The following is a 26,506-nucleotide window of genomic DNA, read 5'->3' as shown; positions in this document are numbered from 1 at the left end:
CGACGACCTGTGATACCGGGTGGGGCTTCACTCGCTCTTGATCCTGCCGCCATGAAAGCCTTCAACGAAGAGACCGTGCTCTCGGTGCATCACTGGACCGATCGCCTGTTCAGCTTCACCACCACCCGCGACACCGCGTTCCGGTTCTCCAACGGTCACTTCGTGATGATCGGCCTGCCGGTCGACGGCAAGCCGCTGCTGCGCGCCTACTCGATCGCCAGCCCGAACTGGGAAGAGACGCTGCACTTCTTCTCGATCAAGGTGCCGGACGGCCCGCTGACCTCGCGCCTGCAGCATCTGCAGCCGGGCGACAAGATCCTGGTCGGCCGCAAGCCCACCGGCACGCTGCTGGTCGACTACCTGAACCCCGGCAAGCGCCTGTACCTGTTCGGCACCGGCACCGGTCTGGCGCCGTGGCTGTCGATCATCCAGGACCCCGAGACCTACGAGCGCTACGAGAAGGTCATCCTGGTGCACGGCTGCCGCGAGGTCGCCGAGCTGGCCTACCAGGACCTGTTCAAGAGCCTGCCGAACCACGAGTTCCTGGGCGAGATCATCGGCGACAAGCTGATCTACTGCCCGACCGTGACCCGCGAGCCGTTCGAGCGCCAGGGCCGCATCACCGACCTGATCGAGGACGGCCGCCTGTGGAACGACTTCGGTCTGCCGGCGCTGAATCCGGCCGAGGACCGCGTGATGATCTGCGGCAGCCCGGCCATGCTGCGCGACCTGAAGAAGATGCTGGAAGAGCGTGGCTTCGCCGAAGGCAACACCACCAAGCCGGGCGACTTCGTCATCGAGCGCGCCTTCGCCGAGCAGTGAGCGCGGCAGGGCGAGCGACCATCGCCTGCCCCATCCCCCAATGAAAAAAGCGCGACAGCCGTCGCGCTTTTTTTGTGCCCGCCATTCCACAGTGCCTGTGGACAACCCTGGGGATTACTGTCTGAACCGACTCGCAAGTCGTTGATATTCAAGAAGTTTCACTAGTTTGCAACAAATTTGTGCAATCCGGTCATCCGGCCGGCTGGCGGGCCCGGTTCACTTGACCGACGCCAGCATGAAGTCGACCGCGGCACCGATCTGCTCATCGGTCAGCTTCGGGTTGCCGCCCTTGGCGGGCATCGCACCCTTGCCCTTCAGCGCGGACTGGACCAGGCCGTCCTTGCCGGCCTTCAGACGCGGCTCCCAGGCGGCCTTGTCGCCGAGCTTCGGCGCATTGGCCAGACCGGCGGCATGGCACATCGCGCAGCTCTGGTTGTAGATTTCCTTGCCGTCGGCAGCCTGCGACAGACCGGCGGACAGGGACAGGGTGGCAGCCAGGGCGGACAGCACGACGAACTTCATGGGGTCTCCTCGATACGGGGCGTTGATCGGACAGGTTCGGCCGGTGAGCCGGCCGGGCCGCGGCGTCATCAGCAAGCCGCGTGCCGTGTGATTCAACGGCCCTGCCCCCCGCCCAGTGACAGTGCTTACCCTGTGCCGACGCGGATCACCCCACCAGGTGCGGGACAAATGCCGCGAACAGTGCTCAACTCCGTGACACCGCGCCTCAGACCGACGCAGCGCTTTCCCGGTAGGGCCCCAGGCGCATCAGCCGCATCGCGTTGTCCTTGAGGATCAGCGGCTTGACCTTGTCCTTGAAGCCGGCCTCGTCGAAGTCCTTCATCCAGCGCTCGGGCGTGATCAGCGGATAGTCCGAGCCGAAGAGCATGCGGTCCTTCAGCAGCGTGTTGGCGTACTGCACCAGCTGCTGCGGAAAGTACTTCGGACTCCAGCCCGAGAGATCGATCCAGATGTTGGGCTTGTGCAGCGCCAGGCTCAGCGCCTCGTCCTGCCACGGCCAGCTCGGGTGCGCGATGACGATCTCCATGTCGGGAAAGTCGATCGCCACGTCCTCCAGCAGCATCGGGTTGGAGTTCTGCAGCCGCAGGCCGCCGCCGCAGCGCATCCCTGAGCCGATGCCCGAGTGGCCCGAGTGGAAGATCGCCGGCAGCCTGTACTCGGCGATCACCTCGTAGATCGGCCAGGCCATGCGGTCGTAGGGCAGGAAGTCCTGCACCGTCGGGTGGAACTTGAAGCCCTTGACGCCATGCTCCTCGATCAGGCGGCGCGCCTCGCGTGCCCCCATCCTGCCCTTGTGCGGGTCGATCGAGGCGAAGGCGATCATCATGTCCGAATTGGCCTTCGCCGCCTCGCAGATCTCCTCGTTGGGAATGCGCCGGCGCCCCAGCTTGCTCTCGCTGTCGACGGTGAACATCACCAGGCCGATCCTGCGCTCCCGGTAGTAGGCGACCGTCTCGGCGATGGTCGGGCGCCGGTTCGAGCCGAAGTACTTGTCGGCGGCGCGGTCGTACTCCTCGCCGTAGTTGTCGAACGGGTTCCAGCATGACACCTCGGCATGGGTGTGGATGTCGATCGCGATCAGGTCATCGGTGTTCATCGGCGGGGTCCAGTCTGGTGGGCGGTCTGGTGGGCAGCTTGTCGGTGATCTTGCGGATCATTTGCTTAAATTCTGTAATCAAAAAATAGCCCTACACCAAGGGTTTACCCGTAAAAACGCACCGCACGGAAGTTGAATTTGGTGAGTCGAGGGTTTTCATGGAGATCCAGGGCACAGCCAGATACTTATATTTCCTAAGCATCAGGGCCTGCAAAGCGCCCGTCAGACGCCCCGGATCTCCCCCATCGCCGCCCCGACATGAGCACGCCTGCCCCCGACGCCACCTTCACCCCCGCGACCGGCCTGCTGGCCGGCCTCGAGCTGCTGCAGATCAGCCAGGACGGCGCGGTGCTGCACATCCGCCTGAACCGCCCGGTCAAGCGCAACGCGATCAACGACGGCCTGATCGCGCAGCTGCACACCGCCTTCGTCAACCTGCCCGCCGACGTGCGTGCGGTGGTGGTCAGCGGCGAGGGCGCGCACTTCTGCGCCGGGCTGGACCTCTCCGAGCTGGTCGAGCGCGACATCCACGCCGCGATCCTGCACTCGCGCGGCTGGCATGCCGCCTTCGACGCGATCCAGTTCGGCCGCGTGCCGGTGATCGCGGTGCTGCACGGCGCGGTGGTCGGCGGCGGGCTGGAGCTGGCGGCCTCCTGCCACATCCGCGTCGCCGAGGACTCGGCCTACTTCGGCCTGCCCGAAGGCCAGCGCGGCATCTTCGTCGGCGGCGGCGGCTCGGTGCGCATTCCGCGCCTGATGGGCGCGGCGCGCATGACCGACATGATGCTGACCGGCCGCGTCTTCGACGCCGACCAGGGCGAGCGCTACGGCATCGTCAACTACCGCGTCGGCGACGGCGCCGGCCTGGCCAAGGGCATCGAGCTGGCCCGCAAGATCGCCGGCAACGCACCGATGACCGCGTTCGCGGTGATGCACGCGCTGCCGCGCATCGTCGAGATGAGCCCGTCGGAGGGCCTGTTCGCCGAATCGCTGATGGCCGCCTCGGCCAGCAACACGCCCGAGGCGCAGGCGCGGCTGCGCGCCTTCCTCGAAGGCCGTGCCGGCAAGGTCGTGAAGTCGGAGGACTGAGACCATGAGCATCTCGCCCCGCTACCGTGACGCCCGTGTCGGCGGCTGCGTCGACGCGCAGCTCGAGACCCGCGACGACGGCCCTCTGCTGCTGCGCTCGACCGAGCCGCTGGGCTGGTACCCGGCACGCCTGACCGACTGCCTCGACCAATGGGCCGAGGAAGCGCCCGAGCGCACCTTCGTCGCCCGGCGCACGCCGGCGGCTGACGGAGGTAGCGGCGGCGACTGGGTTCACATCAGCTACGCCGAGATGCGCCAGCGCGCCCGCGCCATCGGCCAGGCGCTGACCGACCGCGGCCTGTCGGCCGAGCGGCCGGTGCTGATCCTGTCCGACAACGACCTCGAGCACCTGTCGCTGGTGATGGGGGCGATGTGGGCGGGCGTGCCGGTGGTGCCGGTGTCCTCGGCCTACTCGCTGGTGTCGCAGGACTTCGGCAAGCTGCGCCACATCGCGCAGACGGTCACGCCGGGGCTGGTGTTCGCGGCCTCGCCGGCCTACGGGCGAGCGATCGAGGCGGTCTTCGGCCCCGAGGTCGAGGTGGTGCTGACTGCCGGCGCGCTCGACGAGCGCCCGGTCACGCCCTTCGCCGCGCTGCTGGCCACCGAACCCGGCCCCACGGGCGATGCCGCACACGACCGGGTCGGCCCCGACACCATCGCCAAGTTCCTGTTCACCTCCGGCTCGACCAAGCTGCCCAAGGCGGTGATCAACACCCAGCGCATGATCTGCGCCAACCAGCAGATGCTGCGCCAGTGCCTGGCCTTCCTGGCCGACGAGCCGCCGGTGCTGGTCGACTGGCTGCCGTGGAACCACACCTTCGGCGGCAACCACAACGTCGGCATCGTGCTCTACAACGGCGGCACGCTCTACATCGACGAGGGCAAGCCCACGCCGAAGGGCATCGCCGAGACGCTGCGCAACCTGCGCGAGATCGCGCCCACGGTCTACTTCAATGTCCCGAAGGGCTTCGAGGAGATCGCCAGCGCGATGGACCACGATCCGCTGCTGCGACGCACGCTGTTCTCGCGGGTCCAGGCCTTCATGTTCGCCGGCGCCGGCCTGAGCCAGGCGGTCTGGGACCGGCTCGACGCCCACGGCGAGGCCGAGATCGGCGAGCGGGTGCGCATCATCACCGGGCTGGGCATGACCGAGACGGCGCCGTCGTGCACCTTCGCGGTCGGCACCGATGTGCGCTCGGGCTGGATCGGCCTGCCGGTGCCGGGCGTCGAGGTCAAGCTGGTGCGCGACGGCGCCGCTGGCGACCCGCACGCCAAGACCGAGATCCGCTTCCGCGGCCCCAACGTCACGCCGGGCTACTGGCGCGCGCCCGAGCAGACCGCGGCCGCCTTCGACGAAGACGGCTTCTACCGCACCGGCGACGCGGCGAAGTTCGTCGATCCGGCGCATCCGGCGCGCGGCCTGGTCTTCGACGGCCGCACCGCCGAGGACTTCAAGCTCTCGACCGGCACCTTCGTCAGCGTCGGCCCCCTGCGCGCCCGGGTCACGCTGGCCGGCGCGCCCTGCATCCAGGACGTGGTGGTCGCCGGCCTGAACCGCGACGAGATCGGCCTGCTGATCTTCCCGCGCCTGGACGAATGCCGCCGCCTGGCCGCCGCCGACGGGCTGGAGGCCGAGGCGCTGCCGGTGCCGGAGCTGCTGCACACGCCCGCGGTGCGCGACTTCTTCCAGCAGCTCGCCGACCGGCTCTGGTGCGAGGGCACCGGCAGCGCCAACCGGCCGGCGCGGCTGCATGTGCTGGCCGAGCCGCCCTCGATCGACAAGGGCGAGGTCACCGACAAGGGCTCGATCAACCAGCGTGCGGTGCTGCAGCACCGCGCCGCGCTGGTCGAGGCGATGTACGAGGGCCGCGAGAGCGATCCCTTCCTGATCCTGCCGCGCCGCGGCTGAGCGCCGAGCGCGCCCGCACGCCACCCGCTTGATTCCGTCATCCCCGCGCAGGCGGGGACCCACGAAGGAACCCCTCCCATGCAGATCCCAGGACACACCGCCCTCGTCACCGGCGGCGGCTCCGGCCTCGGCGCCGCGGTCGCCCGCGAGCTGGCCCGCCAGGGCGCGAAGGTCGCGGTGCTCGATGTCAACGCCGCCGGCGCCGAGGCGGTCGCCGCCGAGATCGGCGGCCTGGCGCTGCGCTGCGACATCACCGACAGCGCCAGCGTCTCGGCCGCGCTCGATGCCGCCGAGGCTGCGCTCGGACCCGCGCGCATCCTGATGAACATCGCCGGCATCGGCACCGCCAAGCGGGTGATCCAGCGCGACGGCTCGCCCGCGCCGCTGGAGGACTTCGAGCGGGTGGTGCGCGTCAACCTGCTGGGCACCTACAACATGGTCCGGCTGGCGGCCGCACGCATCGCGAAGCTCGAGCCGCTGGAGGGCACCGCCGGCGAGCGCGGCGTCATCGTCAACACCGCCTCGGTCGCGGCCTTCGACGGCCAGGTCGGCCAGGAGGCCTATGCGGCCAGCAAGGGCGGCGTGGTCGGCATGACGCTGCCGCTGGCGCGCGACCTCGCGCAGTGGGGCATCCGGGTCTGCACGATCGCGCCGGGCCTGTTCGCCACGCCGCTGATGAACGAGCTGCCCGAGGCGGTGCAGCAGTCGCTGGCCGCGGCGATTCCCTTCCCGAAACGGCTGGGCGACCCGGCCGAGTTCGCGATGCTGGCAGCCCACATCGTCGCCAACGGCCACCTCAACGGCGAGGTCATCCGCCTCGACGGCGCGCTGCGACTGGCGCCGCGCTGAACCGGCGCACACAGGACACGATGCAGAACGACGACGGATAGACCGACCGGACGGTCGGGAATATCCGCATGGTCCTTGATTTCCCTCAACGGCACAGTGCCACCACCTCACCGGACCCCGGAGGAAGACATGACGACGCACAAGACGCAAGAGACGCAAGAGAACGCCAGCAAGCCGCTCCTGAAGACCCTGCTCGCCAGCGCGGCGCTGTGGGCGGTGTCGGGCGCGGCGATGGCCGACATCACCATCGGGGTGTCGCTGCCGCTGACCGGGCCGGCCAGCGGCCTGGGCATTCCGATGGGCAATGCGATCAAGCTGTGGCCGACCTCGATCGCCGGCGAGAAGCTCAATGTCATCGTGCTCGATGACGCCACCGACCCGACCAAGGGCGTGCAGAACGCGCAGCGCTTCGTCACCCAGGACAAGGCCGACATCGTCATGGGCTCGGCCGCCACGCCGGTGGCCATCGCGATGTCCGACACCGTCGCGGCCGCCAGCACGCCGCACTTCATGTTCTCGCCGGCGGTGCTGCAGGCCGGCAAGGACGCCTGGGCCTTCCGGCTGCCGCAGTCCAACGCGGTGATGTCGCATGCGCTGCTGACGCACATGAAGAAGCTCGGCGTGAAGTCGGTCGGCTTCCTGGGCTACACCGACGCCTACGGCGAGAGCTGGCTGAAGGACTTCCAGGCCGAGGCCGCGAAGATCGCGCCCGAGATCAAGGTGGTGGCCACCGAGCGCTTCGCCCGCTCCGACACCAGCGTGACTGCGCAGGCGCTCAAGCTGGTGGCCGCCAACCCGGACGCGATGCTGATCGTCGCCTCGGGCTCGGGCGCGGCGATGCCGCACAAGGCGGTCGTCGAGCGCGGCTACAAGGGCAGGATCTACCAGACCCATGCCGCGGCCACCCGTGACCTGATGCGCATCGGCGGCAAGGATGTCGAGGGCGCCTATGTCGTCTCCGGCACGGCGGTGATCGGCGAGCAGCTGCCCGACAGCCACCCGTCGAAGAAGGTCGCGCTCGACTTCGTGCAGAAGTACGAGAAGGCCCATGGCGCGGGCTCGCGCAACCAGTTCGCCGGCCACGCCTATGACGCGGCGCTGGTGCTGGAGAAGGTGGTGCCGGTGGCGCTGAAGAAGGGCAAGCCCGGCACGCCGGAATTCCGCGCCGCGCTGAAGGACGCGGTCGAGACGATGGGCCGCACCGTCGTCTCGCACGGCGTCCTGACCTATGCGAAGGACAACCACTGGGGCTTCACCACCGAGACCGGCGTGATCCTCAAGGTGGTCAACGGCGACTGGAAGGTCGAGTAACAACCGCCCCGCCCGTGCCGCTGCCAGCGCGGGCCCGCACGAGACGAACCCATGGACTTCTCGATCGCAAGCATCCTCGCACTCGACGGGGTGACCAACGGCGCGGTCTACGCGCTCCTGGCCACCGCGACGGTGCTGCTCTTCGCCGTGACCCGGGTGATCTTCATCCCGCAGGGCGAGTTCGTCGCCTTCGGGGCGCTGACGCTGGCGCTGCTGCAGACCGGCCAGGTGCCGGGCACCGTCTGGCTGCTGCTGATCATGGCAGTGCTGGTGGCGCTGACCACGCTGGTGCAGGGCCTGCGCCAGGGCCGGCCGACCGCGCTGCTGCTGCGCGAGGCCGGCCTGACGCTGGCGGTGCCGGTGGCGGTGGCGGCGCTGGCCATCACGGTGGCGCCGATGCAGCTGCCGCTGGTGGCGCAGGCGCTGCTGACGCTGGCCATCGTCACGCCGCTGGGCGGGCTGACCTATCGGCTGGCCTACGAGTCGCTGGCCGACGCCACCGTGCTGGTGCTGCTGATCGTCTCGGTGGGCGTGCATTTCGCGCTGCTGGGCCTGGGCCTGCTGTTCTTCGGCGCCGAGGGCTTCCGCAACCCGAGCTTCTGGGACGAGCGCTTCTCGGCCGGGCCGCTGATGCTCTCGGGCCAGACGATCATCATCTTCCTGGCCTCGGCGGCGCTGATCGTGATGCTGTGGCTGTTCTTCGAGCGCTCGCTGTACGGCAAGGCCCTGCGCGCGACCGCGGTGAACCGGGTCGGCGCGCGGCTGATGGGCATCTCGACGGTGCAGGCCGGCCGGCTGAGCTTCACGATGGCAGCCTTCATCGGCGCGCTCTCGGGCCTGCTGATCGGGCCGACCACCACGGTGTTCTACGACTCGGGCTTCCTGATCGGCCTGAAGGGCTTCGTCGCGGCGGTCTTCGCCGGGCTGTCGAGCTATCCGCTGGCCCTGGTCGGCGCGATGGGCGTCGGACTGCTCGAATCGTTCGGCTCGTTCTGGGCCAGTTCGTTCAAGGAGGTGATCGTGTTCACCTCCATCCTGCCGGTCCTGCTGTGGCGTTCGCTGCGTGACCCGCATCATGAGGAGGATTGACGTGGTGTCGGCCCGTACACGCTGGTTCATCGCCTTCGCCGCGCTGCTTGCGCTGCTGCCGGTCCTGCCGGTTCCCGAGTTCTGGATCACCCAGCTCAACTACATCGGCCTGAATGCCATCGTCTCGCTCGGCCTGGTGCTGCTGACGGGCGTGGCCGGCCTCACCTCCTTCGGCCAGGCCGCCTTCGTCGGCATCGGCGCCTACACCGCGGCCACGCTGGCGGTGAATGTCGGGCTGTCGCCCTGGCTGACGCTGTTCATCGGCCTGGGCATCACCGTGGTCGTGGCGCTGGTGCTGGCCGCCGTCACGCTGCGCATGTCGGGCCACTACCTGCCGCTGGCGACCATCGCCTGGGCGCTGGCGCTCTACTACACCATGTCGAACATGGAGATGCTGGGCAAGTACGACGGCATCCTGGGCGTGCCGGCGCTGAGCCTGTTCGGCCTCGATCTCGGCTCCGGTCGCAGCTACTTCTACGTGATCTGGGTGATCGCGCTGCTGGCGGCGCTGGCGGTCATCCACCTGCTGGACTCGCGCAGCGGCCGCGCGATCCGGGCGCTCAAGGGCGGCACGACCATGGCCGAGGCGATGGGCATCTCCACCTACCGCTACAAGGTCCAGATCTTCGTGCTGGCGGCGATGCTGGCCTCGGTCTCGGGCTGGCTCTTTGCGCACTTCCAGCGCACCGTCAATCCCTCGCCCTTCTCGCTGTCGAAGGGCATCGAGTACCTGTTCATGGCGGTGCTGGGCGGCGTCGGCCATGTCTGGGGCGCCTTCACCGGCGCGGCACTGGTCAAGCTGACCGAGGATCAGCTCAAGGACTGGCTGCCGCGGCTGATCGGCACCAGCGGCAACTACGAGGTCATCGTCTTCGGCCTGGTGCTGGTGGTGGTGCTGAAGTACGCCTCCGAGGGCCTGTGGCCGCACATCGAGCGCCTGTTCGCGCGCTTCCTGCCGGAGAAGCGCCGGGTGCGCGACTGGGCCGACGCCGCGCCGCTGCCCGAGCGCGCCAAGCCGGCGCCGGGCGAACTGCTGCTCGAGGTCGACCGGGTGCGCAAGCAGTTCGGCGGCCTGGTGGCGGTCAACGATGTGTCGTTCCGGATCCGCGCCGGCGAGATCATCGGCCTGATCGGCCCGAACGGCGCGGGCAAGTCGACCACCTTCAACCTGATCTCGGGCGTGCTGTCGAAGACCTCCGGGCGGGTCAGCTTCCGCGGCGAGGATGTCTCGGCGCTGGCCTCGCGCGAGATCGCGCGGCGCGGCATGAGCCGCACCTTCCAGCACGTCAAGATGCTGCCGGACATGACGGTGCTGGAGAACGTCGCGCTGGGCGGCTATCTGCGCAGCTCGGCCGGCATGGCGCAGGCGATGCTGCGGCTGGACCGCGACGAGGAGCGCCGCCTCTTCCGCGAGGCCGAGCGCCAGCTCGAGCGCATCGGCATGAAGGAGCAGATGCACGAGCTGGCCGGCAACCTGGCGCTGGGCCCGGCGCGGCTGATGGAGATCGCGCGCGCGCTGTGCACCGACCCGGCGCTGCTGCTGCTCGACGAGCCGGCCGCCGGCCTGCGCCACAAGGAAAAGCAGGCACTGGCTGCGGTGCTGCGCCAGCTGAAAGGCGAGGGCATGAGCCTGCTGCTGGTCGAGCACGACATGGACTTCGTCATGAACCTGACCGACCGCATCGTGGTGATGGAGTTCGGCACCAAGCTGATCGAGGGCACGCCGGCCGAGGTGCAGGACAGCCCCGAGGTGCGCGCGGCCTACCTCGGCACCGAGCACTGAGACTCAGCCTTCACGGGAGACAAGGACGATGGATCTGCTGCAAGTGCGCGGCCTGCGCGCCGGCTACGGCAAGGCCGAGGTGCTCTCGGGCCTGAACCTGAAGCTGCCCCAGGGCAGCGTGGTGACGGTGATCGGCCCCAACGGCGCCGGCAAGTCGACGACGCTCAACGCGCTGATGGGCATCCTGCCGGCCAGCGGCGCGATCACCTTCGACGGCCGCGACATCATCGACGTGCCGCTCGAGGAACGGGTGATGGCCGGCCTGGCGCTGGTGCCCGAGAAGCGCGAGCTGTTCTCGACGATGACGGTCGAGGACAACCTGGTGCTGGGCGGCTGGCGCCAGAAGCGCCGTGGCAACGACCAGTGGCTGGAGCAGCTCGAGCGGGTCTACACCCTGTTCCCGCGCCTGAAGGAGCGCCGCGACCAGCAGGCCGGCACGATGTCGGGCGGCGAGCGCCAGATGCTGGCGGTCGGCCGCGCGCTGATGAGCCAGCCCAAGGTGCTGATGCTCGACGAGCCCAGCCTGGGCCTGGCGCCGCTGATCGTGCGCGAGATCTTCCGCATCATCGAGCGGCTGCGCGAGACCGGCGTGTCCATCCTGCTGATCGAGCAGAACGCGCGCGCCGCGCTGGAAGTGGCCGACTACGGCTATGTGCTGGAGACCGGCGCGATCGCGCTGGAGGGCCCGGCGCGCGAGCTGGCGGTCGATCCGCGTGTCATCGAGACCTATCTGGGCGCGAAGAAGTGATGCGCCCCGGAGCCCGGACATGAGCTACATCCCCCCGCTGGAGCGCATGCGCTTCGTCATCGAGCAGGTGCTCGACGCGCCGGCCTCCTGGCGCGCGATGCCCGACTTCGCCGAGGTCGACGCCGATCTGGCGCGCGAGGTGCTGGAGCAGGCCGGCCGCTTCGCGCAGGACGTGATCGCGCCGCTGAACGGCCCGGCCGACCTGCAGGGCTGCACCTGGCAGTCCGGCGGCACGGTGAAGACGCCCGACGGCTTTCCCGCCGCCTGGCGGGCCTTCGTCGAGGGCGGCTGGCCCGCCCTGCCCTGCGCGCCCGAGGACGGTGGCCAGGGCCTGCCGCAGCTGCTCAACGCCGCGCTCTTCGAAATGCTGGTGGGCGCCAACCACGCCTGGACGATGTATCCCGGCCTGCTGCACGGCGCCTGCGAGGCGATCCGCCACCACGCGGTGCCGGCGCTGCGCGAGCGCTACCTGCCCCGGGTCGTCAGCGGCGAATGGCTGGCGACGATGAACCTGACCGAGCCGCAGGCCGGCAGCGACCTCGGCCTGAGCCGCACCCGCTGCGAGCCGGTGGATGCGGCCGCGCCGGTCGCCAACGGCGCGGCGGTCACGGTCACCGGCCAGAAGATCTTCATCTCCGGCGGCGACCAGGACATGACGGACAACATCGTCCACCTGGTGCTGGCGCGCCTGCCCGGCGCACCGGACGGCACCAAGGGCCTGACGCTGGTGCTGGTGCCCAAGATCCTGCCCGACGGCCGGCGCAACGGCGCCTGGTGCGATGGCATCGAGAAGAAGATGGGCATCAAGGGCAGCGCCACCGCGCAGATGCGCTTCGAGCAGGCCGAGGGCTGGATCCTGGGCGAGCCCAACGCCGGCCTGGCGGCGATGTTCCTGATGATGAACTCGGCGCGGCTGCATGTCGGCATGCAGGGCCTGGGGCACCTGGAGGCGGCCACCCGCATCGCCTCGGCCTACGCGCAGGAGCGGCTGCAGCTGCGCGCGCCGAGTCGCCCGGCCGGCAGCGACGCGGCCGCTGCCCGCGGCCCCGACCCGATCGCCTGGCATCCGGCGATGCGCCGCATCCTGCTCGACCTGCAGGCCCGCACCGAGGGCGCGCGGGTCATCGCCTACTGGACCGCGCTGCTGCTCGACGAGGCCGAACACCATCCGGACGCCGCGGTGCGCGCGCAGCGCCACGATCTGGTCGCCCTGCTCACGCCGGTGGTCAAGGCCTTCCTGACCCACCTGGGCCACCACGGCGCCAACGAGGCGCTGGGCGTGCTCGGCGGCCACGGCTATGTGCACGACTGGGGCATCGAGCAGCATGTGCGCGACAGCCGCATCGCGCTGATCTACGAGGGCACCAACGAGATCCAGGCCATCGATCTCCTGATGCGCAAGGTGCTCGACCGGCCGGGGCGGCTGGCGCTGCTGCTCGAGGTGCTGCGCGGCGAGGCCGGCACGCTCGACACGCTGGCCGGGACGGCCGCGGACGGCGATCCGGCCGGCCTGGCGCGCTGGGCCGCGCTGCTGCGCGACGAGGCCACGACCCTGGAGCGCGCCACCGCGACGCTGCAGCGCGAGCGCGCTGCACGGCCGGACCTGCCCTTCCTGGTGGCCGACGACTATCTGCACGCGCTCGGCCACACCCTGCTGGCCTGGGCCTGGGCGCGGCTGCTGCGCGCCAGCCTGGGCGACCTGGACGCGGCGCGGCGCCAGCGCCTGCAGGCGCTGTGCGCGCACGGCCGCGACTGGCTGCTGCCGGCCGCGCGCTGGCGCTGGACACGCATCGAATCCGGCGTGCCGGAGCTGGCGTGGCCAGGTCTCTGAGCCGCTCGCCCGCGGGCCCGCCGTCCGAGTGCGGGCAAGATGGCGACATGGACACCTCCCACGCCAAGAAGAATCCGGTCCGCCAGGGCGTGCTCGACGATGTCGTCGGCTACCACGTCGCCCGCGCGCGGGTCACGACGCAGGCGATGTTCCTGCGCCATGTCGGCCAGCCGCTCGAGCTGCGCCCGGTCGACTATTCGCTGCTGATGCTGCTCGATGCCAACACCCGGCTGACGCCCAAGCAGCTCGCGCAGGCGCTGGCACTGTCGGCGCCGAACCTGACGATCATGCTCGACCGCATGCAGGAGCGCGGCCTGATCGAGCGCATCCGCAGCGAGACCGACCGGCGCTCGCAGCATGTGCTGCTGAGCTCGGCCGGCCGCGCGCTGACCGACCAGGCGCTGGCGCGCACGCCGGCGATGGAGGCCGACCTCGACGGCGCGCTCAGCCGTGCCGAGCGCGCGATGCTGATCGAGCTGCTCGACAAGGTGGCGCGGCACCAGGTCGGTGCCGCGGACTGAATCGCAACAGGTCAACACGCAAGAAGACACGCCCTCACACCTGCTCAACCCATTGAAACATTCCGACCCGGAAGAATCGCCCTTCTCGACGGGAGGAAGAAACAATGGTTACGACAGGTTCCTGGACTGGAAGCCGGATCAGGCCAGCCGCGGCAGCCAGCCTGATCGCGCTGCTGCTGGGCGGCTGCGGCGGCTCCAGCGATACCAGCGGCGACAGCAGTGGCGGCAGCTACGGCAGCACCAGCACGACCAGCAGCCTGGGCTGCAGCGATGTGGCGGGCGCCTCGGCGACGGTCCTGGCCCGGATCAATGCGCTGCGAGCGGTGGCGCGCCAGTGCGGCGACACCCGCTTCGCGGCGGCCGGCGCGCTGAGCTGGAGCAGCACGCTGGCCAGCGCAGCGCAGGCGCATGCCAGCGACATGGCCCGCAGCAACTATTTCGACCACATCGGCCTGGACGGCTCGACGCCCGCCAGCCGAGCCCGGCGGGCCGGCTACACCAGCGATCAGGTCGGAGAGAACATCGGCGCGGGCTACGCTTCGGCCGAGGCCGCGCTGCAGGGCTGGCTGGCCAGCACCGGCCACTGCTCGGCGCTGATGAATGCCGGCTTCCAGGAGGTCGCGCTGGCCTGCACGCCCTCCAGCACCGCGCAGTACGGCAGCTACTGGGTGCTGATGCTCGGCCGGCGCTGAGGCGCTGAGGCGCCGAGGCACCGAGCCCCGGCCACCGCCAGGCTCAGATCTTCAGGATGTGCTGGCGGTAGTACTGCAGCTCGTCGATCGACTCGTGGATGTCGGCCAGCGCGGTGTGCTTCTGGTGCTTCCTGAAGCCTTCGACCAGGCCGGGCTGCCAGCGCCGCGCCAGCTCCTTCAGCGTCGAGACATCGACGTTGCGGTAGTGGAAGAAGGCCTCCAGGCGCTTCATGTAGTTGGCCATGAAGCGGCGGTCCTGGCAGATGCTGTTGCCGCACATCGGCGAGGCCTTGGCGCTGACGTACCTGCGCAGGAACTCGATCACCTGCAGCTGCGCGGCGTCCTCGTCGATCGTCGAGGCCTTGACCCGGTCGATCAGGCCACTCTTGCCGTGCGTGCCCTTGTTCCAGGCATCCATCCGGTTCAGCACCTCGTCGGACTGGTGCACCGCGATCACCGGACCCTCGACCCGCAGATTGAGCTGCGCGTCGGTGACGACGACGGCGATCTCGATGATGCGGTCGGTCATCGGATCGAGCCCGGTCATCTCCATGTCGACCCAGATCAGGTTCTGGTCATGGCGGGCAAGCTCGGGAACCGCCGGGGCTTCGGGGGCGGCGGGAACAGTCAGGTCGGACATCGGGGACTCCATCGGAAGGCCGGGATTTTCCCACGCGCCATCGGCGAGAATGCCGCGCATGAACTCGCTTGTCGTGATGTCCGTCTTCGCCGCCGCCGTGGTGCTGCGGCTGGTGCTGCGGCTGTGGCTGATCGGCCGCCAGATCCGCCATGTGGCGCGCCACCGCGACACGGTACCGGCCGACTTCGCCGGCACCGTCAGCCTGGAGGCGCACCGCAAGGCCGCCGACTACACGATCGCGCGCCAGCGCCTGGAGCTGCTGACCACCGCCTGGGGCAGCGCGGTGCTGCTGGGCTGGACGCTGCTGGGCGGGCTGGACCTGCTCAACATCGCGGTGCGCGAGGCGGTGCTGCCGCGCTGGGGCGATCTGGCCTACCAGATCGCGCTGGTGATGGCCGTCAGCGTGATCGGCAGCCTGATCGACCTGCCCTTCGACCTGTGGCGCACCTTCCGGCTGGAGCAGCGCTTCGGCTTCAACCGCATGACGCCGGGACTGTGGCTGAAGGATGCGGTGGTGGGCGCGGTGGTCGGCGCGGTGGTCGGCGTGCCGCTGCTGGCGCTGGTGCTGTGGCTGATGGCCGCCGCCGGCCCGCTGTGGTGGCTGTGGGCCTTCGCGGCGCTGGCTGGCTTCACGCTGCTGATGCAGGTGGTCTATCCGACCGTCATCGCGCCGATGTTCAACCGCTTCCAGCCGCTGGCCGACGAGGCGCTGAAAGACCGCGTCGAGGCGCTGATGCAGCGCTGCGGCTTCCGCGCGCAGGGGCTGTTCGTGATGGACGGCTCGCGCCGCTCGGCGCACGCGAACGCCTATTTCACCGGCTTCGGCGCCTCCAAGCGGGTGGTGTTCTTCGACACGCTGCTGTCGCGGCTGACGCCCGGCGAGGTGGAAGCGGTGCTGGCGCATGAGCTGGGCCACTTCCACCATCGCCATGTCCCGAAGCGCATCCTGATGCTGATGGGCGTGTGGCTGGGCAGCCTGGCGCTGCTGGGCTGGCTGATGGGCCAGGCGGCCTTCTACACCGGCCTGGGCGTGCAGCCCAACATGCTCGCGCCCAACCATGCGCTGGCACTGCTGCTGCTGATGCTGGCCGGGCCGGTGTTCGGCTTCCTGCTGGCGCCGCTGACCGCCGCCAGCTCGCGCCGCCACGAGTTCGAGGCCGATGCCTATGCCTGCCGCCAGGCCTCGGGCGCCGACCTGCGCGCCGCGCTGCTCAAGCTCTTCCAGGACAATGCCTCGACGCTGACGCCGGACCCGGTGTACGTGCGCTTCCACTATTCCCACCCGCCCGCGTCGGAACGCCTCGCCGCGCTGGCCGGGCGCTGACCCCCGCTTCATGCCGCAAACCATCGAACTCGACATCGGCCGCGTCATCGCCGGCCACGGCCGCCACTACATCGTCGAGACGCCCGAGGGCCGCGAGGTCCAGTGCAGCACCCGGGGCAAGAAGAGCGACTGCGTCGTCGGCGACCGGGTGCGCTGGCAGGTCACCGACAGCCGCGGCCATGAAGGCGTGATCGAGGCGATCGAGCCGCGGCGCAACCTCTTCTACCGCCAGGACGAGTGGAAGACCAAGTCCTTCGCCGCCAACCTCGACCGGCTGCTGGTGATGGTCGCCGCCGAGCCGGTCTTCAGCGAGAGCCAGCTCACCCGCGCGCTGATCGCCGCCGCACACGCCGGCATTCCGGCCCACATCCTGCTGAACAAGACCGACCTGAGCGAGGCGGCTGCGGCCGCACGCGCACGCCTGGCACCCTACGCCGCGATGGGTCACCCGATCATCGAGGTGGCGCTGAAGACCCGCCCCGACGAGGCCAGAGAGCGCCTGGCCGCGCTCTCGATCGGCGCCACGCTGGTGCTGGGGCCGTCGGGCACCGGCAAGAGCACGCTGGTCAATCTGCTGGTGCCGGACGCGGCCGCGCAGGTCGGCGAGATCTCGACCGCGCTGAACTCCGGCCGCCACACCACCACGCACACCCGCTGGTACTGGCTCGACAAGGCGCACGAGGCGGCGCTGATCGATTCGCCCGGCTTCCAGGAATTCGGCCTGCGCCAGGTGCCGGTGGCCGATCTGGCCGCGCTGATGCCCGATTTCGCGCGCCATCTGGGCGCCTGCCGCTTCGCCAACTGCAGCCACGACCACGAGCCCGGCTGCCAGGTGCTGGCGGCACTCGATCGCGGCGAGATCACCGACATCCGCCACCGCATCTACCTCGACCTGCGCGACGAGCTGACCCGTACCCGCTGGTGAGCCGCGCGCCCAGACCCGTGGCTCAGGCACCGGCCTCGAGCACCGCGCTGGAGGCACGCCACAGGCATTCGCGCAGCAGCTTCACCCGCGCCGACTCCAGCCGCCAGCTCTGCCAGTAGAGCGTGACCGTCAGGCTGTGGCCCGGGCAGAGGTCGACCAGCCGGCCGTCGGCCAGCATGCCGGCCACCAGCGGGCGCGGATGCAGGCCCCAGCCCAGGCCGGCCAGCGCCGCATCCAGAAAGCCCTGCGTCGAGGGCACCCACCACTGCGGCGGCACGCAGTCCTGCCCGGCGGCCTGGGTCAGGAAGCGGTGCTGCATCAGGTCCTTCTGGTTGAAGACCAGCATCGGCGCCTGCCGGAAGCCCTCGGCCAGCGAGCGGCCGTCGAAATGGCGGGCGCGGAAGTCCGGGCTGACCGCCGCGACATAGCGCATCGAGCCCAGCGCGTCGACCCGGCAGCCGGCCACCGGCTCGGCCGCGGCGGTGACCGCGCCGACGACGGTGCCGTTCTTCAGCCACTCGCGGGTGTGATCCTGGTCGTCGACCTGCAGCGCCACCGTGTCGCCGGTGCGGGCATGAAAGTCCGACAGCGCCGGAACCACCCAGGTCGCCAGGCTGTCGGCGTTGACCGCGATCGGGATGCTGCGGGGTCCGACCGGATCGACCTCGGCCAGCGGCTGCAGATCCTCGCGCAGGTCGGCCTCGAGCAGCTCGATCTGCAGGAAATGCCGGTACAGCCGCGCGCCTTCGGGCGTGGCCTCGGCCGGACTGGCGCGCACCACCAGCATGCAGCCCAGGCGATCTTCCAGCGCCCTGACCCGCTGCGAGATCGCCGAGGGCGTCACATGCAGCTCGCGCGCCGCACGCTCGAAGGAGCCCAGCCGCAGCACCATCGCCAGCGCCCGCAGCGCCACCAGATCGATCATGAAGTGAAGCCCGGCTTAATCATGCTTAGGAAGTTTAGCTGGCCTGCACCCTGGCTGCACCCTACGCTGGCAGCCATGAGCTTCAGCACCTTCTCCCTCTCGACCTATTTTCTGGGCATGGCGACCTGCGCAGGCCTGATCATCGCGATCGGCGCGCAGAACGCCTTCATCCTGCGCCAGGGCATCCGGCGCGAGCATGTGGGTGCGGTCGTCGCGGTGTGCACCCTGTCGGATCTGCTGCTGATCGCGCTGGGCACCGCCGGCATCGGCCTGGTGTCGGACCGGCTGCCGATGGTGGTGCCGATCATCACGGTGGCCGGCATCCTGTTCCTGTCGGTCTATGGCTGGCAGGCGGCGCGGCGGGCCTGGCAGCCGGCGGCATCCGGGCTGGCCAGCCGCGAGGATGCCGCACCGGTCGGCCGCGGGCGGGTGATGCTGCAGGCGGCCGCCTTCAGCTGGCTCAATCCGCACGCGTGGCTGGACACCACGGTGCTGATCGGCTCGCTGGCCAATGCGCAGGGTGCTGACGGGCGCTGGGCCTTCGCGGCCGGCGCGACTTCGTCGAGCCTGCTGTGGTTCACGCTGCTGGCCTGGGCGGCCGGCCGCCTGGCGCCGCTGTTCCGCCGCCCGCAGACCTGGCGGGTCTTCGATGCCAGCGTCGCGCTGATGATGATGGGCCTGGCCGGCGGACTGACGATGCGCTCGCTGCACCCCTGAGCCGCACGGCGGCGGCCGGCAGACGCCGCCCTCAGCCCAGCAGATTGGCCAGCGACAGCAGCGCCAGCAGCAGCATCCACAGCACCATCGAGCGCCAGACCAGCCCGACCACCGAGCGCAGATGCGCCAGCGTCGGGGCGGCGCCCGGCATGCTGCCCTGGCCGTCATCCTCGTCGACCGGCAGCATCGCGTCGAAGGTGGTCGACACCGAAGCCGGTGCGATGACCGGCGCGGCCGCGCCACCCAGCGACACGCCGCAGGCCCCGGCCGCGGCCGACAGCAGGATGCCGTCGTTGTCGTTCTTCCAGAGGCCGGCGTGCTGGCGCCAGCCATCGACCGCCTCCTCGAAGTTGCCGACCACCGCGAAGCCGGCCGCGGTCATGCGCGCCGGCACATAGTCGAGCACCGAGAAGGCCAGCTGCGAGCGCCGCGACAGCCCCTCGTTGACCGCAGCGACCTCGGCGCGGGTCTTGAAGGCCCAGTAGCGCGAGCAGAACTCGGCCATGCGGTAGACCACCGCACCGACCGGCCCCAGTCCCATCGCCGAGCCCAGCACGAACCAGAAGAACACGCCGAAGACATGGCGATGCGCGGCCAGCAGCGCATGCTCGATGACATGGCGCAGCAGCTCGGTGCGCGGCAGCTCGCTGGCATCGAGATGGCGCCACTGCTGCAGCACCGTGCGCGCGCGCTCTTCCTGGCCCTGCTCGAGCGCGTCGCGGATGTCGGTGAAGTGATGGCTGAACTGGCGGAAACCCAGCGTCAGGTAGAGCACCACCAGATTCCACAGCAGGGCCAGCAGCACGCTGTAGTGGTCGAACAGCTTGAACACGCCGAACACCAGCAGCGAGGGCACGCTCAGCGTGACCGCCCAGACCACCCAGGCATGGTGCTCGCGGCCGGCGTCGAAGTTGCGCGCCGTCCAGCGCGCCCAGTCGATCAGGGATTCATGGACAGGATTGCCCTGCGGCAGCGGACGCAGCTGCTCGACGATCAGGGCCAGCAGGACGGCAAGAAAACTCATGCCATGAATGATAGCGGTGCCGATGCCGCTCCCGCCTGAGCCCGCGCCAGGAAGTGGTAGAGGTTGCGCAGCATCGCGGCGGTCGCTCCCCAGATGAAATATTCGCGCTCACCTTCGCGCCACGGCATCGACAGGAAGCGCCTGCCGGCATCGCCGTCGAGCTGGTGAATGCGGTGATGGGCCGGCGTCATCAGGAACTGCAGCGGCACCTCGAAGGCCTCGGCCACCTCGAAGGCGTCAAGCGAGAGCTCGAAGGGCGGGTGCACCAGCGCGACCACCGGCGTGACCCGGTAGGCGGTCACGGTGGTGTAGACCGGCAGCGCGCCGATCACCTCGACATGGCGTGCATCCAGGCCGACCTCCTCGCGCGCCTCGCGCAGCGCGGTCACCACCGGATCGGTCTCGCCCGGATCGACCCGGCCGCCGGGAAAGCTGATCTGGCCGGCATGGTCGCGCAGATGGTCGGTGCGCCGCGTCAGCAGCACCCGCAGGCCATCCTCGCGCGGCACCAGCGGCACCAGCACCGCGGCGGCAGCCGGCGTGCGCTCGGCGAGGGGTCCGCCGCCGTCGCCGGGCAGCTCGGGCGGCCAGTCGGTCGGCGCGGTGGCGAAGACATGCCGCAGCACCGGCGGCAGCAGCAGCTGCGGCGGCAGCGCGGGCAGGTGATCGTCGGCACGCATCACCGGCACGGCGCGCGGATCACGGATGAGCGAGGGTCGGGCCATGCCTTTCAGCATAGGCCGAAAATGACAAGGCCGCCCGAAGGCGGCCTTGCAGCTTTGCCGATGATCTGACGATCAGGCCAGCTTTTCCTTGATGCGGGCCGACTTGCCGCTGCGCTGGCGCAGGTAGTACAGCTTCGCACGGCGCACGTCGCCGCGGCGCTTGACCTCGATCGAGGCGATCAGCGGGCTGTACAGCTGGAACGTGCGCTCCACGCCTTCGCCGCTGGAGATCTTGCGGACGATGAAGTTGCTGTTCAGGCCACGGTTGCGGCGGGCGATCACGACGCCTTCGTAGGCCTGGACGCGCTTGCGGGTGCCTTCGACGACGTTGACGCTGACGATCACCGTGTCGCCGGGGGCGAACTCGGGAATGGTCTTGTTGAGACGAGCAATTTCTTCTTGCTCGAGCTGACGGATCAGATCCATGAGGGGCTCCTGAGATCGTGCCTGCAGCGGCGGAGGCGCCCGTGCTCGGACGCCTGGTTGCCTTCAGGCAGAGGATCAAAACCGAAGATTATAGCTCGGTTTTCGACAGGAACTGCACCAGGAACTGCTCGTCGGCGCGACTGAGGCGTCCGGCGGCCCGCGCCGCCTCGATCAGGTCAGGCCGACGCCGGGCAGTGATGGCCAGCTGCTGCTCGCGCCGCCAGCGCTGGATGCGGGCATGGTGGCCCGACATCAGCACCTCCGGCACGCCATCGTCGCCCAGGCGTTCGGGACGGCTGTAGTGCGGGCAGTCGAGCAGGCCGTCGGAGAAGCTGTCCTGCTCATGCGAGGCCGCGTCGTGCAGCACGCCGGGCTGCAGGCGCGTGACCGCATCGAGCAGCGTCAGCGCCGGCAGCTCGCCGCCCGACAGCACGAAGTCGCCCAGGCTGATCTCCTCGTCGACATGGCGGTCGACGAAGCGCTGGTCGATGCCCTCGTAGCGGCCGCACAGCAGCACCGCGCCGGGCGAGGCCGCCAGGCGCTGCACCCGCGCCTGCGTCAGCGGCGCGCCGGCCGGGCTGAACAGGATCACCGGCGCCTGCGCACCTTCAGGCTCGGCGCGGTCGGCGCGCAGCGCCGCCAGCGCCCGCTCCAGCGGCTCGACCAGCATGACCATGCCCGGGCCGCCACCGTAGGGCCGGTCATCGACCCGGCGGTAGTTGTCGTCGGCGAAGTCGCGCAGCGGCCACAGCCGCACGTCGACCTGGCGCGTCGCGTAGGCGCGGCGGGTCACGCCGACCTTCATGAACGGGTCGAACAGCTCGGGAAAGAGGGTCAGGACATCGAAGCGCATGCCATCCGGTCCGGCACGCGGCACCCGCGCGACGGCAAGTCAGTAGTCGAGGCCCCAGTCGGCGGTGATGCGCCGTCCGGGCAGGTCGACGCCATCGATGTAGGCGGCGACGAAGGGAATCATGCGCTCGACGGTGCGCGCCTTGCCGGCGGCATCGGTCGAGGCCTGCTCGAGCCGCATCACGCAGTGCGGCCCGGTGTCGATCATCTCGGCGACGGTGCCCAGCGGCTCGCCCTCGCGGTTGACGACCTCCAGGCCGATCAGGTCGACCCAGTAGTACTCGCCGTCATCGGTCGACGGGAAGCTCTGGCGCGACACGAAGATGCGTGCGCCCTTGAGCGCCTCGGCGCCGTTGCGGTCGGCGACTTCGCGCACCGACGCGACGATGCCGTCGCCGTGCTCCTTCACCAGCGTCACATGCAGCAGGCGGGGCAGCGGCGGCGCGTCCTTCGGACGCGGCTTGCCGGCCGGCGGCTGCAGGAACCAGCGGCGCGACGAGAAAAGCGCCTGGGGATCGGCGGCATGCGGCTGCACGCGCAGCCAGCCCTTGATGCCCCAGGCATCCTGCACCCGCGCGACCTCGACGGCGTCGTCGGGCCAGGCCACGTCGTCGTCGTGAGGCTGCGTGTTCATCGGAATCCGTTCAGGTCAGACGAGAGATGCAGGGAAGACCGGCCTGGCCGATCTCAGGCGGCAGCGGCCGGAGCGACGGCAGCGCCCTTGGCCTGCTTGACCAGGCGGTCGACGGTCGGCGACATCTGGGCGCCGACACCGGTCCAGTACTCGACGCGGTCGAAGGCGACGCGCAGGGCTTCGGCCTGGCCGGAAGCGACCGGGTTGTAGAAGCCGACGCGCTCGATGAAGCGGCCGTCACGGCGCTCGGCCTTCGGGGCGACGACGATGTTGTAGAACGGGCGCTTCTTGGAGCCGCCGCGGGACAGACGAATCACGACCATGATGTTTCCTCGATCAGAAGGTGTCAGGTTCGGGGCGCAGGTACCGGTGCCCCGGAATGACCGGTGATCCACAGGACCGGGAGACACGCAGGCCGGCAGATCGAAGTGACGAATGCATTGACAATCAGGCTTCTCCCGGCCCCGTTAGATACGTGCTGCGTGGCATGCTGCCGATCAGCCGTCGCCGGAAAACCCGAGATTATAAGCTGCCTTCGATGCCCGAGACACTGATTCGCCCCAGCCTGCCGACCGACGTGGCGGCCATCACCGAGATCTATGCCTGGAATGTGCTCCACGGCACCGGCACCTTCGAGACCGAAGCGCCCGACGCGACCGAGATGGCACGACGGCGCGACGAGGTGCTCGGCCGCAATCTGCCCTGGCTGGTGGCCGAGGTCGACAGCGGCGACGGCCGCGGCCCGCAGGTCGTCGGCTATGCCTATGCCAACCTGTTCCGGCTGCGGCCGGCCTGGCGCTTCTCGCTGGAGGACTCGATCTATCTGGGCCCGCAGGCGCAGCGCCGGGGCCTGGGCAGGCTGCTGCTGGCCGAGCTGATCGCGCGCTGCACCGCGCTGGGCGCGCGGCAGATGTTCGCGGTCATCGGCGACTCGGCCAATGCCGGCTCGATCGGCGTGCACCGCGCCTGCGGCTTCGAGCACACCGGCGTGATGCGCGACTCGGGCTGGAAGTTCGATCGCTGGCTGGATGTGGTGATCATGCAGCGCGCGCTCGGCGACGGCAGCGCCTCGGCGCCAGCCGGCGACTGATCCCGCCCGGAGCCGCGAGATGAGCGCCCGCCCCCGCTCCAAGACCCGCGCCACCTGGCTGACGCTGCTGGGCGGCACCTTCGGCCTGCACCGATTCTGGCGTCACGGCCTGCGTGACGCCTGGGGATGGCTGCATCTGCTGGCCACGCTGACCGGGCTGGCCGGCCTGCAGCGGCTCGACGCCTTCGGCATCGACGATGCCCAGGCGGCCTGGATGCTGCCGCTGGGCGGGCTGTCCTTCGCCGCGGCGATGCTCGCGACCATCCTGACCGGCCTGACGCCCGACGAGCGCTGGGATGCGCAGCACAACGCCGGGCGCAGCGGCGGCACGCCGCCCAGCGGCTGGGGCGCGGTGCTGGCGGTGATCGCCGCGCTGCTGATCGGCACGACGGTGCTGATGTCGTCGATCGCCTTCGGCCTGCAGCGCTGGTTCGAGGCGCAGGCCGAGGCCGACCTGCAGACGCCTCAGAGAATCAGCGTGCCCAGGTAGTAGGCGCCGGCCGCGACCGCCGCCGAGGCCGGAATCGTGAAGATCCAGGCCCAGACGATGTTGCCGGCCACGCCCCAGCGCACCGCCGAGGCGCGCTGCGTCGAGCCCACGCCGACGATGGCGCCGGTGATGGTGTGCGTGGTCGACACCGGCACGCCCAGCCAGGACGCCAGGAACAGCGTCATCGCGCCACCGGTCTCGGCGCAGAAGCCGCCCACCGGCTTGAGCTTGGTGATCTTCTGGCCCATGGTCTTGACGATGCGCCAGCCGCCGAACATCGTGCCCAGGCCGATGGCGATGTAGCACGACCAGATGACCCAGCCCGGCGGCATCGCGTCGGTGGCACTGGTGTAGCCGGTGGCGATCAGCAGCATCCAGATGATGCCGATGGTCTTCTGCGCGTCGTTGCCGCCGTGGCCCAGGCTGTACAGGCCGGCGGAGACCAGCTGCAGGCGCCTGAACCAGTTGTCGATCCGGATCGGCGTGCTGCGCCGGAAGATCCACGCCACCACCACCATCAGCAGCGAGCCCAGGATGAAGCCCAGCGTAGGCGAGACCAGGATGAAGGCGACCGTCTTCCAGATGCCCGCGCCGATCAGCGCATCCAGCCCGGCCTTGGCGGTCACCGAGCCGACGATGCCGCCGATCAGCGCATGCGAGGAACTCGACGGAATGCCGTAGAACCAGGTGACCACGTTCCAGGTGATCGCCCCGACCAGCGCGCCGAAGACGACGTGATAGTCGACGATGCCCGGCTCGACGATGCCCTTGCCGACGGTGGCGGCGATCTTCAGGTGGAAGATGCCGATGGCGATGAAGTTGAAGAAGGCCGCGAACAGCACCGCCTGCTGCGGCTTGAGCACGCCGGTGGAGACGACGGTGGCGATGGAGTTGGCCGCATCATGGAAGCCGTTCATGAAGTCGAACAGCAGCGCCAGAGCGACCAGCAGCACCACCACCCAGAGACTGACCTGAATGCCGTCCATGATGCGATCAGGAATTTTCGAGGACGATGCCCTCGATCAGGTTGGCCACGTCCTCGCACTTGTCGGTGATCGACTCGAGCATCTCGTAGATCGCCTTGAGCTTGATCAGCTCACGGATGTCCTGCTCCTCGCGGAACAGGCGCGACATCGCCGAGCGCATGACGCGGTCGGCGTCGGACTCGAGGCGGTCGATCTCCTCGCAGGTCTTGACGGTGGCCTCGGCGACGCTGTGGTCGCTGAGCTTGCCCAGCAGCGACACCGCATGTGCGACGCGCTCGCCGCACTTGGCCGCCAGATCGCCCAGGCGCAGCACCTCCTCGGTGATGGTGCGCACGTCGTACAGCGCCAGCGTCTCGGAGACGTCCTGGAACAGGTCGAGCACATCGTCCATCGCGTTGATCAGGCCGTGGATCTGCTCGCGGTCGATCGGCGTGATGAAGGTCTTGTGCAGCAGGCGGTTGACCTCGGCGGTCACCTTGTCGGCGGCGTGCTCGGCCGCGTCCACCTCGGCGGCATACTTCTCGCGCAGATAGGTGTCGCCGTAGTTCTGCAGCAGACTCTGGAAGGAGCGCGATCCGGCGACCATCGCCTCGCCGTGCTTGTTGAACAGTTCGAAGAAATTGCCTTCGCGCGGCAGCAGCTTGCCGAACAGCATGTTGAGCTCCAGGGGGGAGAGGGACAGGAACGGTCAGGGGGTGACCGAATGCCCGCCAGGCGGCGGCAACCCGTCACAGAATTGTCATGATTGGAAACGCCGGAGTGTAGCCGCTTGGCGGGCACAGGCCGGAAACGCCTCAGTCGGGCCGGCGCTCCAGGCCCTGTTCGCGGGCCAGCCGGTCGGCAAGCGCCTGCAGCCCAGCCCGATCGGCGCGGCCCGGCAGCGGCAGCGGCAGCGGCAGCGCGCCCCCCAGCGCGGCATGCAGCTCCAGCAGCGGCAGCAGCACGAAGGCGCGCTCGAGCAGGCGCGGATGCGGCAGCAGCAGCACCGGATCGTCGCTGGCCAGATCGTCGATCAGCAGCACATCGAGGTCGAGCGTGCGCGGCGCGTTGCGCCAGGGGCGCTCGCGGCCATGCGCGTTCTCGATCGCCTGCAGCGCGGCGAGCAGCTCGCGCGGCACCAGCCGGGTCTCGATCGCGGCGACCGCGTTCAGGTAGTCCGGGCCGGACGAATCGACCGGCCGGCTGCACCAGCGCCCCGACACGCCGAGCCAGCGGCTGTGCGGCAGCGCGGCGATCGCGGCGCAGGCCGCGTCCAGCGTCGCGTCCAGGTCGCCGAGGTTGGCGCCCAGACCGATGACGGCACGGCGCGGCGCGGCCAGCGGCTCAGTCACCGCCGGCATCGGCACCGGCGAGGGCCGCCGCAAGCCGGCGGGTGCGCTCCTCGGCGGAAAGCTCGCGCTCGAGCATGCGGCGCAGCCAGTCCTCGGGCAGCTCGCGCGTGTTCTCGGTCAGCATCTCCACGCCCTTGAAGTAGGCGGAGAAGGCG

The 26,506-nt window shown here is 69.8% G+C and carries 29 protein-coding genes; 16 read left to right on the top strand and 13 right to left on the bottom strand.

What is annotated here, in order from left to right; genetic code table 11:
- The first annotated feature begins 51 nt into the window (after positions 1-51).
- Positions 52-822: a ferredoxin--NADP reductase gene (locus HZU84_RS16490; RefSeq protein ID WP_149502630.1), complete on the top strand. Its 771-nt coding sequence runs from the start codon at positions 52-54 to the stop codon at positions 820-822.
- Between the two features lie 216 nt (positions 823-1,038).
- Here HZU84_RS16490 and HZU84_RS16485 read toward each other — a convergent pair whose 3' ends face one another.
- Together HZU84_RS16485 and HZU84_RS16480 are read right to left on the bottom strand one after the other, a co-directional pair.
- Complete coding sequence (locus tag HZU84_RS16485; protein WP_149502629.1) at positions 1,039-1,344, bottom strand: c-type cytochrome; 306 nt, start codon at positions 1,342-1,344, stop codon at positions 1,039-1,041.
- A 205-nt stretch (positions 1,345-1,549) separates the two neighbouring features.
- Entirely contained in the window at positions 1,550-2,440 is an 891-nt protein-coding gene (locus HZU84_RS16480) for an amidohydrolase family protein (RefSeq protein WP_149502628.1), read from the bottom strand.
- Between the two features lie 258 nt (positions 2,441-2,698).
- Here HZU84_RS16480 and HZU84_RS16475 point away from each other — a divergent pair, with 258 nt between their 5' ends.
- The 10 genes from HZU84_RS16475 (at position 2,699) to HZU84_RS16430 (ending at position 14,262) form a co-directional block, all read left to right on the top strand.
- A complete protein-coding gene (locus HZU84_RS16475; RefSeq protein ID WP_149502627.1) occupies positions 2,699-3,529 on the top strand; it encodes a crotonase/enoyl-CoA hydratase family protein in 831 nt (276 codons plus the stop codon).
- 4 nt (positions 3,530-3,533) lie between these two features.
- Positions 3,534-5,438, top strand: a complete 1,905-nt coding sequence (locus HZU84_RS16470) for a feruloyl-CoA synthase (RefSeq protein WP_149502626.1) — start codon at positions 3,534-3,536, stop codon at positions 5,436-5,438.
- 78 nt (positions 5,439-5,516) lie between these two features.
- Entirely contained in the window at positions 5,517-6,287 is a 771-nt protein-coding gene (locus HZU84_RS16465) for an SDR family NAD(P)-dependent oxidoreductase (protein WP_149502625.1), read from the top strand.
- Between the two features lie 129 nt (positions 6,288-6,416).
- Entirely contained in the window at positions 6,417-7,598 is a 1,182-nt protein-coding gene (locus HZU84_RS16460) for an ABC transporter substrate-binding protein (protein WP_149502624.1), read from the top strand.
- Between the two features lie 51 nt (positions 7,599-7,649).
- Positions 7,650-8,687 (top strand): branched-chain amino acid ABC transporter permease, encoded by a 1,038-nt coding sequence (locus HZU84_RS16455; protein WP_149502623.1) that lies wholly within the window; start codon positions 7,650-7,652, stop codon positions 8,685-8,687.
- Entirely contained in the window at positions 8,674-10,470 is a 1,797-nt protein-coding gene (locus tag HZU84_RS16450) for a branched-chain amino acid ABC transporter ATP-binding protein/permease (RefSeq protein ID WP_149502622.1), read from the top strand. Before HZU84_RS16455 ends, HZU84_RS16450 begins: the two co-directional genes overlap by 14 nt.
- Positions 10,471-10,498: 28 nt before the next feature.
- On the top strand, positions 10,499-11,218 hold the full coding sequence (locus HZU84_RS16445) for an ABC transporter ATP-binding protein (protein WP_149502621.1): 720 nt from the start codon (positions 10,499-10,501) through the stop codon (positions 11,216-11,218).
- Between the two features lie 19 nt (positions 11,219-11,237).
- Entirely contained in the window at positions 11,238-13,049 is a 1,812-nt protein-coding gene (locus HZU84_RS16440) for an acyl-CoA dehydrogenase (RefSeq protein WP_149502620.1), read from the top strand.
- A 47-nt stretch (positions 13,050-13,096) separates the two neighbouring features.
- Complete coding sequence (locus HZU84_RS16435) at positions 13,097-13,570, top strand: MarR family winged helix-turn-helix transcriptional regulator (RefSeq protein ID WP_149502619.1); 474 nt, start codon at positions 13,097-13,099, stop codon at positions 13,568-13,570.
- A gap of 104 nt (positions 13,571-13,674) precedes the next feature.
- Positions 13,675-14,262, top strand: a complete 588-nt coding sequence (locus HZU84_RS16430) for a CAP domain-containing protein (protein ID WP_149502618.1) — start codon at positions 13,675-13,677, stop codon at positions 14,260-14,262.
- A 43-nt stretch (positions 14,263-14,305) separates the two neighbouring features.
- On the opposite strand, the gene orn is transcribed toward HZU84_RS16430, so the two are convergent.
- Positions 14,306-14,902: an oligoribonuclease gene (gene orn / locus HZU84_RS16425; protein ID WP_149502617.1), complete on the bottom strand. Its 597-nt coding sequence runs from the start codon at positions 14,900-14,902 to the stop codon at positions 14,306-14,308.
- 58 nt (positions 14,903-14,960) lie between these two features.
- Here orn and HZU84_RS16420 point away from each other — a divergent pair, with 58 nt between their 5' ends.
- On the top strand, positions 14,961-16,226 hold the full coding sequence (locus tag HZU84_RS16420; protein WP_149502616.1) for a M48 family metallopeptidase: 1,266 nt from the start codon (positions 14,961-14,963) through the stop codon (positions 16,224-16,226).
- A 10-nt stretch (positions 16,227-16,236) separates the two neighbouring features.
- The gene (rsgA, locus tag HZU84_RS16415) at positions 16,237-17,151 is read left to right on the top strand and encodes a ribosome small subunit-dependent GTPase A (protein WP_149502615.1); all 915 of its coding nucleotides are present in this window, start codon (positions 16,237-16,239) and stop codon (positions 17,149-17,151) included.
- Between the two features lie 22 nt (positions 17,152-17,173).
- On the opposite strand, the gene HZU84_RS16410 is transcribed toward rsgA, so the two are convergent.
- The gene (locus HZU84_RS16410) at positions 17,174-18,076 is read right to left on the bottom strand and encodes a LysR family transcriptional regulator ArgP (RefSeq protein WP_149502614.1); all 903 of its coding nucleotides are present in this window, start codon (positions 18,074-18,076) and stop codon (positions 17,174-17,176) included.
- Between the two features lie 75 nt (positions 18,077-18,151).
- Here HZU84_RS16410 and HZU84_RS16405 point away from each other — a divergent pair, with 75 nt between their 5' ends.
- On the top strand, positions 18,152-18,793 hold the full coding sequence (locus tag HZU84_RS16405) for a LysE/ArgO family amino acid transporter (protein ID WP_149502613.1): 642 nt from the start codon (positions 18,152-18,154) through the stop codon (positions 18,791-18,793).
- 31 nt (positions 18,794-18,824) lie between these two features.
- On the opposite strand, the gene HZU84_RS16400 is transcribed toward HZU84_RS16405, so the two are convergent.
- The 6 genes from HZU84_RS16400 to rpsP all read right to left on the bottom strand — a co-directional run bounded on the left by HZU84_RS16400 (position 18,825) and on the right by rpsP (position 22,777).
- The gene (locus HZU84_RS16400; RefSeq protein WP_149502612.1) at positions 18,825-19,817 is read right to left on the bottom strand and encodes a CobD/CbiB family protein; all 993 of its coding nucleotides are present in this window, start codon (positions 19,815-19,817) and stop codon (positions 18,825-18,827) included.
- Positions 19,814-20,542, bottom strand: a complete 729-nt coding sequence (locus HZU84_RS16395; protein WP_149502611.1) for a CoA pyrophosphatase — start codon at positions 20,540-20,542, stop codon at positions 19,814-19,816. The genes HZU84_RS16400 and HZU84_RS16395 overlap by 4 nt, the downstream gene beginning before the upstream one ends.
- A 72-nt stretch (positions 20,543-20,614) precedes the next feature.
- On the bottom strand, positions 20,615-20,968 hold the full coding sequence (gene rplS, locus HZU84_RS16390) for a 50S ribosomal protein L19 (RefSeq protein WP_037479324.1): 354 nt from the start codon (positions 20,966-20,968) through the stop codon (positions 20,615-20,617).
- An 88-nt stretch (positions 20,969-21,056) separates the two neighbouring features.
- On the bottom strand, positions 21,057-21,821 hold the full coding sequence (gene trmD / locus HZU84_RS16385) for a tRNA (guanosine(37)-N1)-methyltransferase TrmD (RefSeq protein WP_149502610.1): 765 nt from the start codon (positions 21,819-21,821) through the stop codon (positions 21,057-21,059).
- 39 nt (positions 21,822-21,860) lie between these two features.
- A complete protein-coding gene (rimM, locus tag HZU84_RS16380; RefSeq protein ID WP_149502609.1) occupies positions 21,861-22,454 on the bottom strand; it encodes a ribosome maturation factor RimM in 594 nt (197 codons plus the stop codon).
- 53 nt (positions 22,455-22,507) lie between these two features.
- Entirely contained in the window at positions 22,508-22,777 is a 270-nt protein-coding gene (rpsP, locus tag HZU84_RS16375; protein ID WP_149502608.1) for a 30S ribosomal protein S16, read from the bottom strand.
- A gap of 215 nt (positions 22,778-22,992) precedes the next feature.
- Here rpsP and HZU84_RS16370 point away from each other — a divergent pair, with 215 nt between their 5' ends.
- Positions 22,993-23,544, top strand: a complete 552-nt coding sequence (locus HZU84_RS16370; RefSeq protein WP_149502607.1) for a GNAT family N-acetyltransferase — start codon at positions 22,993-22,995, stop codon at positions 23,542-23,544.
- Positions 23,545-23,563: 19 nt separating this feature from the next.
- Positions 23,564-24,034: a hypothetical protein gene (locus tag HZU84_RS16365; RefSeq protein WP_149502606.1), complete on the top strand. Its 471-nt coding sequence runs from the start codon at positions 23,564-23,566 to the stop codon at positions 24,032-24,034.
- On the opposite strand, the gene HZU84_RS16360 is transcribed toward HZU84_RS16365, so the two are convergent.
- From HZU84_RS16360 to folK, 3 genes are all read right to left on the bottom strand, one after another.
- The gene (locus HZU84_RS16360) at positions 24,010-25,020 is read right to left on the bottom strand and encodes an inorganic phosphate transporter (RefSeq protein WP_149502605.1); all 1,011 of its coding nucleotides are present in this window, start codon (positions 25,018-25,020) and stop codon (positions 24,010-24,012) included. The genes HZU84_RS16365 and HZU84_RS16360 overlap by 25 nt on opposite strands.
- A gap of 7 nt (positions 25,021-25,027) precedes the next feature.
- A complete protein-coding gene (locus tag HZU84_RS16355) occupies positions 25,028-25,675 on the bottom strand; it encodes a DUF47 domain-containing protein (protein ID WP_037479331.1) in 648 nt (215 codons plus the stop codon).
- Between the two features lie 139 nt (positions 25,676-25,814).
- Positions 25,815-26,360 carry a 2-amino-4-hydroxy-6-hydroxymethyldihydropteridine diphosphokinase gene (folK, locus tag HZU84_RS16350; RefSeq protein WP_149502604.1) on the bottom strand — a complete coding sequence of 182 codons (546 nt, stop codon included), beginning with the start codon at positions 26,358-26,360 and terminating at the stop codon, positions 25,815-25,817.
- Positions 26,361-26,506 lie beyond the last annotated feature (146 nt).

The sequence above is a fragment of the Sphaerotilus sulfidivorans genome (assembly GCF_013426975.1).
Taxonomy (GTDB): domain Bacteria; phylum Pseudomonadota; class Gammaproteobacteria; order Burkholderiales; family Burkholderiaceae_C; genus Sphaerotilus; species Sphaerotilus sulfidivorans.
Note: the sequence above shows the minus strand (reverse complement) of the source record. Positions and strands in the feature narration are given on the sequence as shown.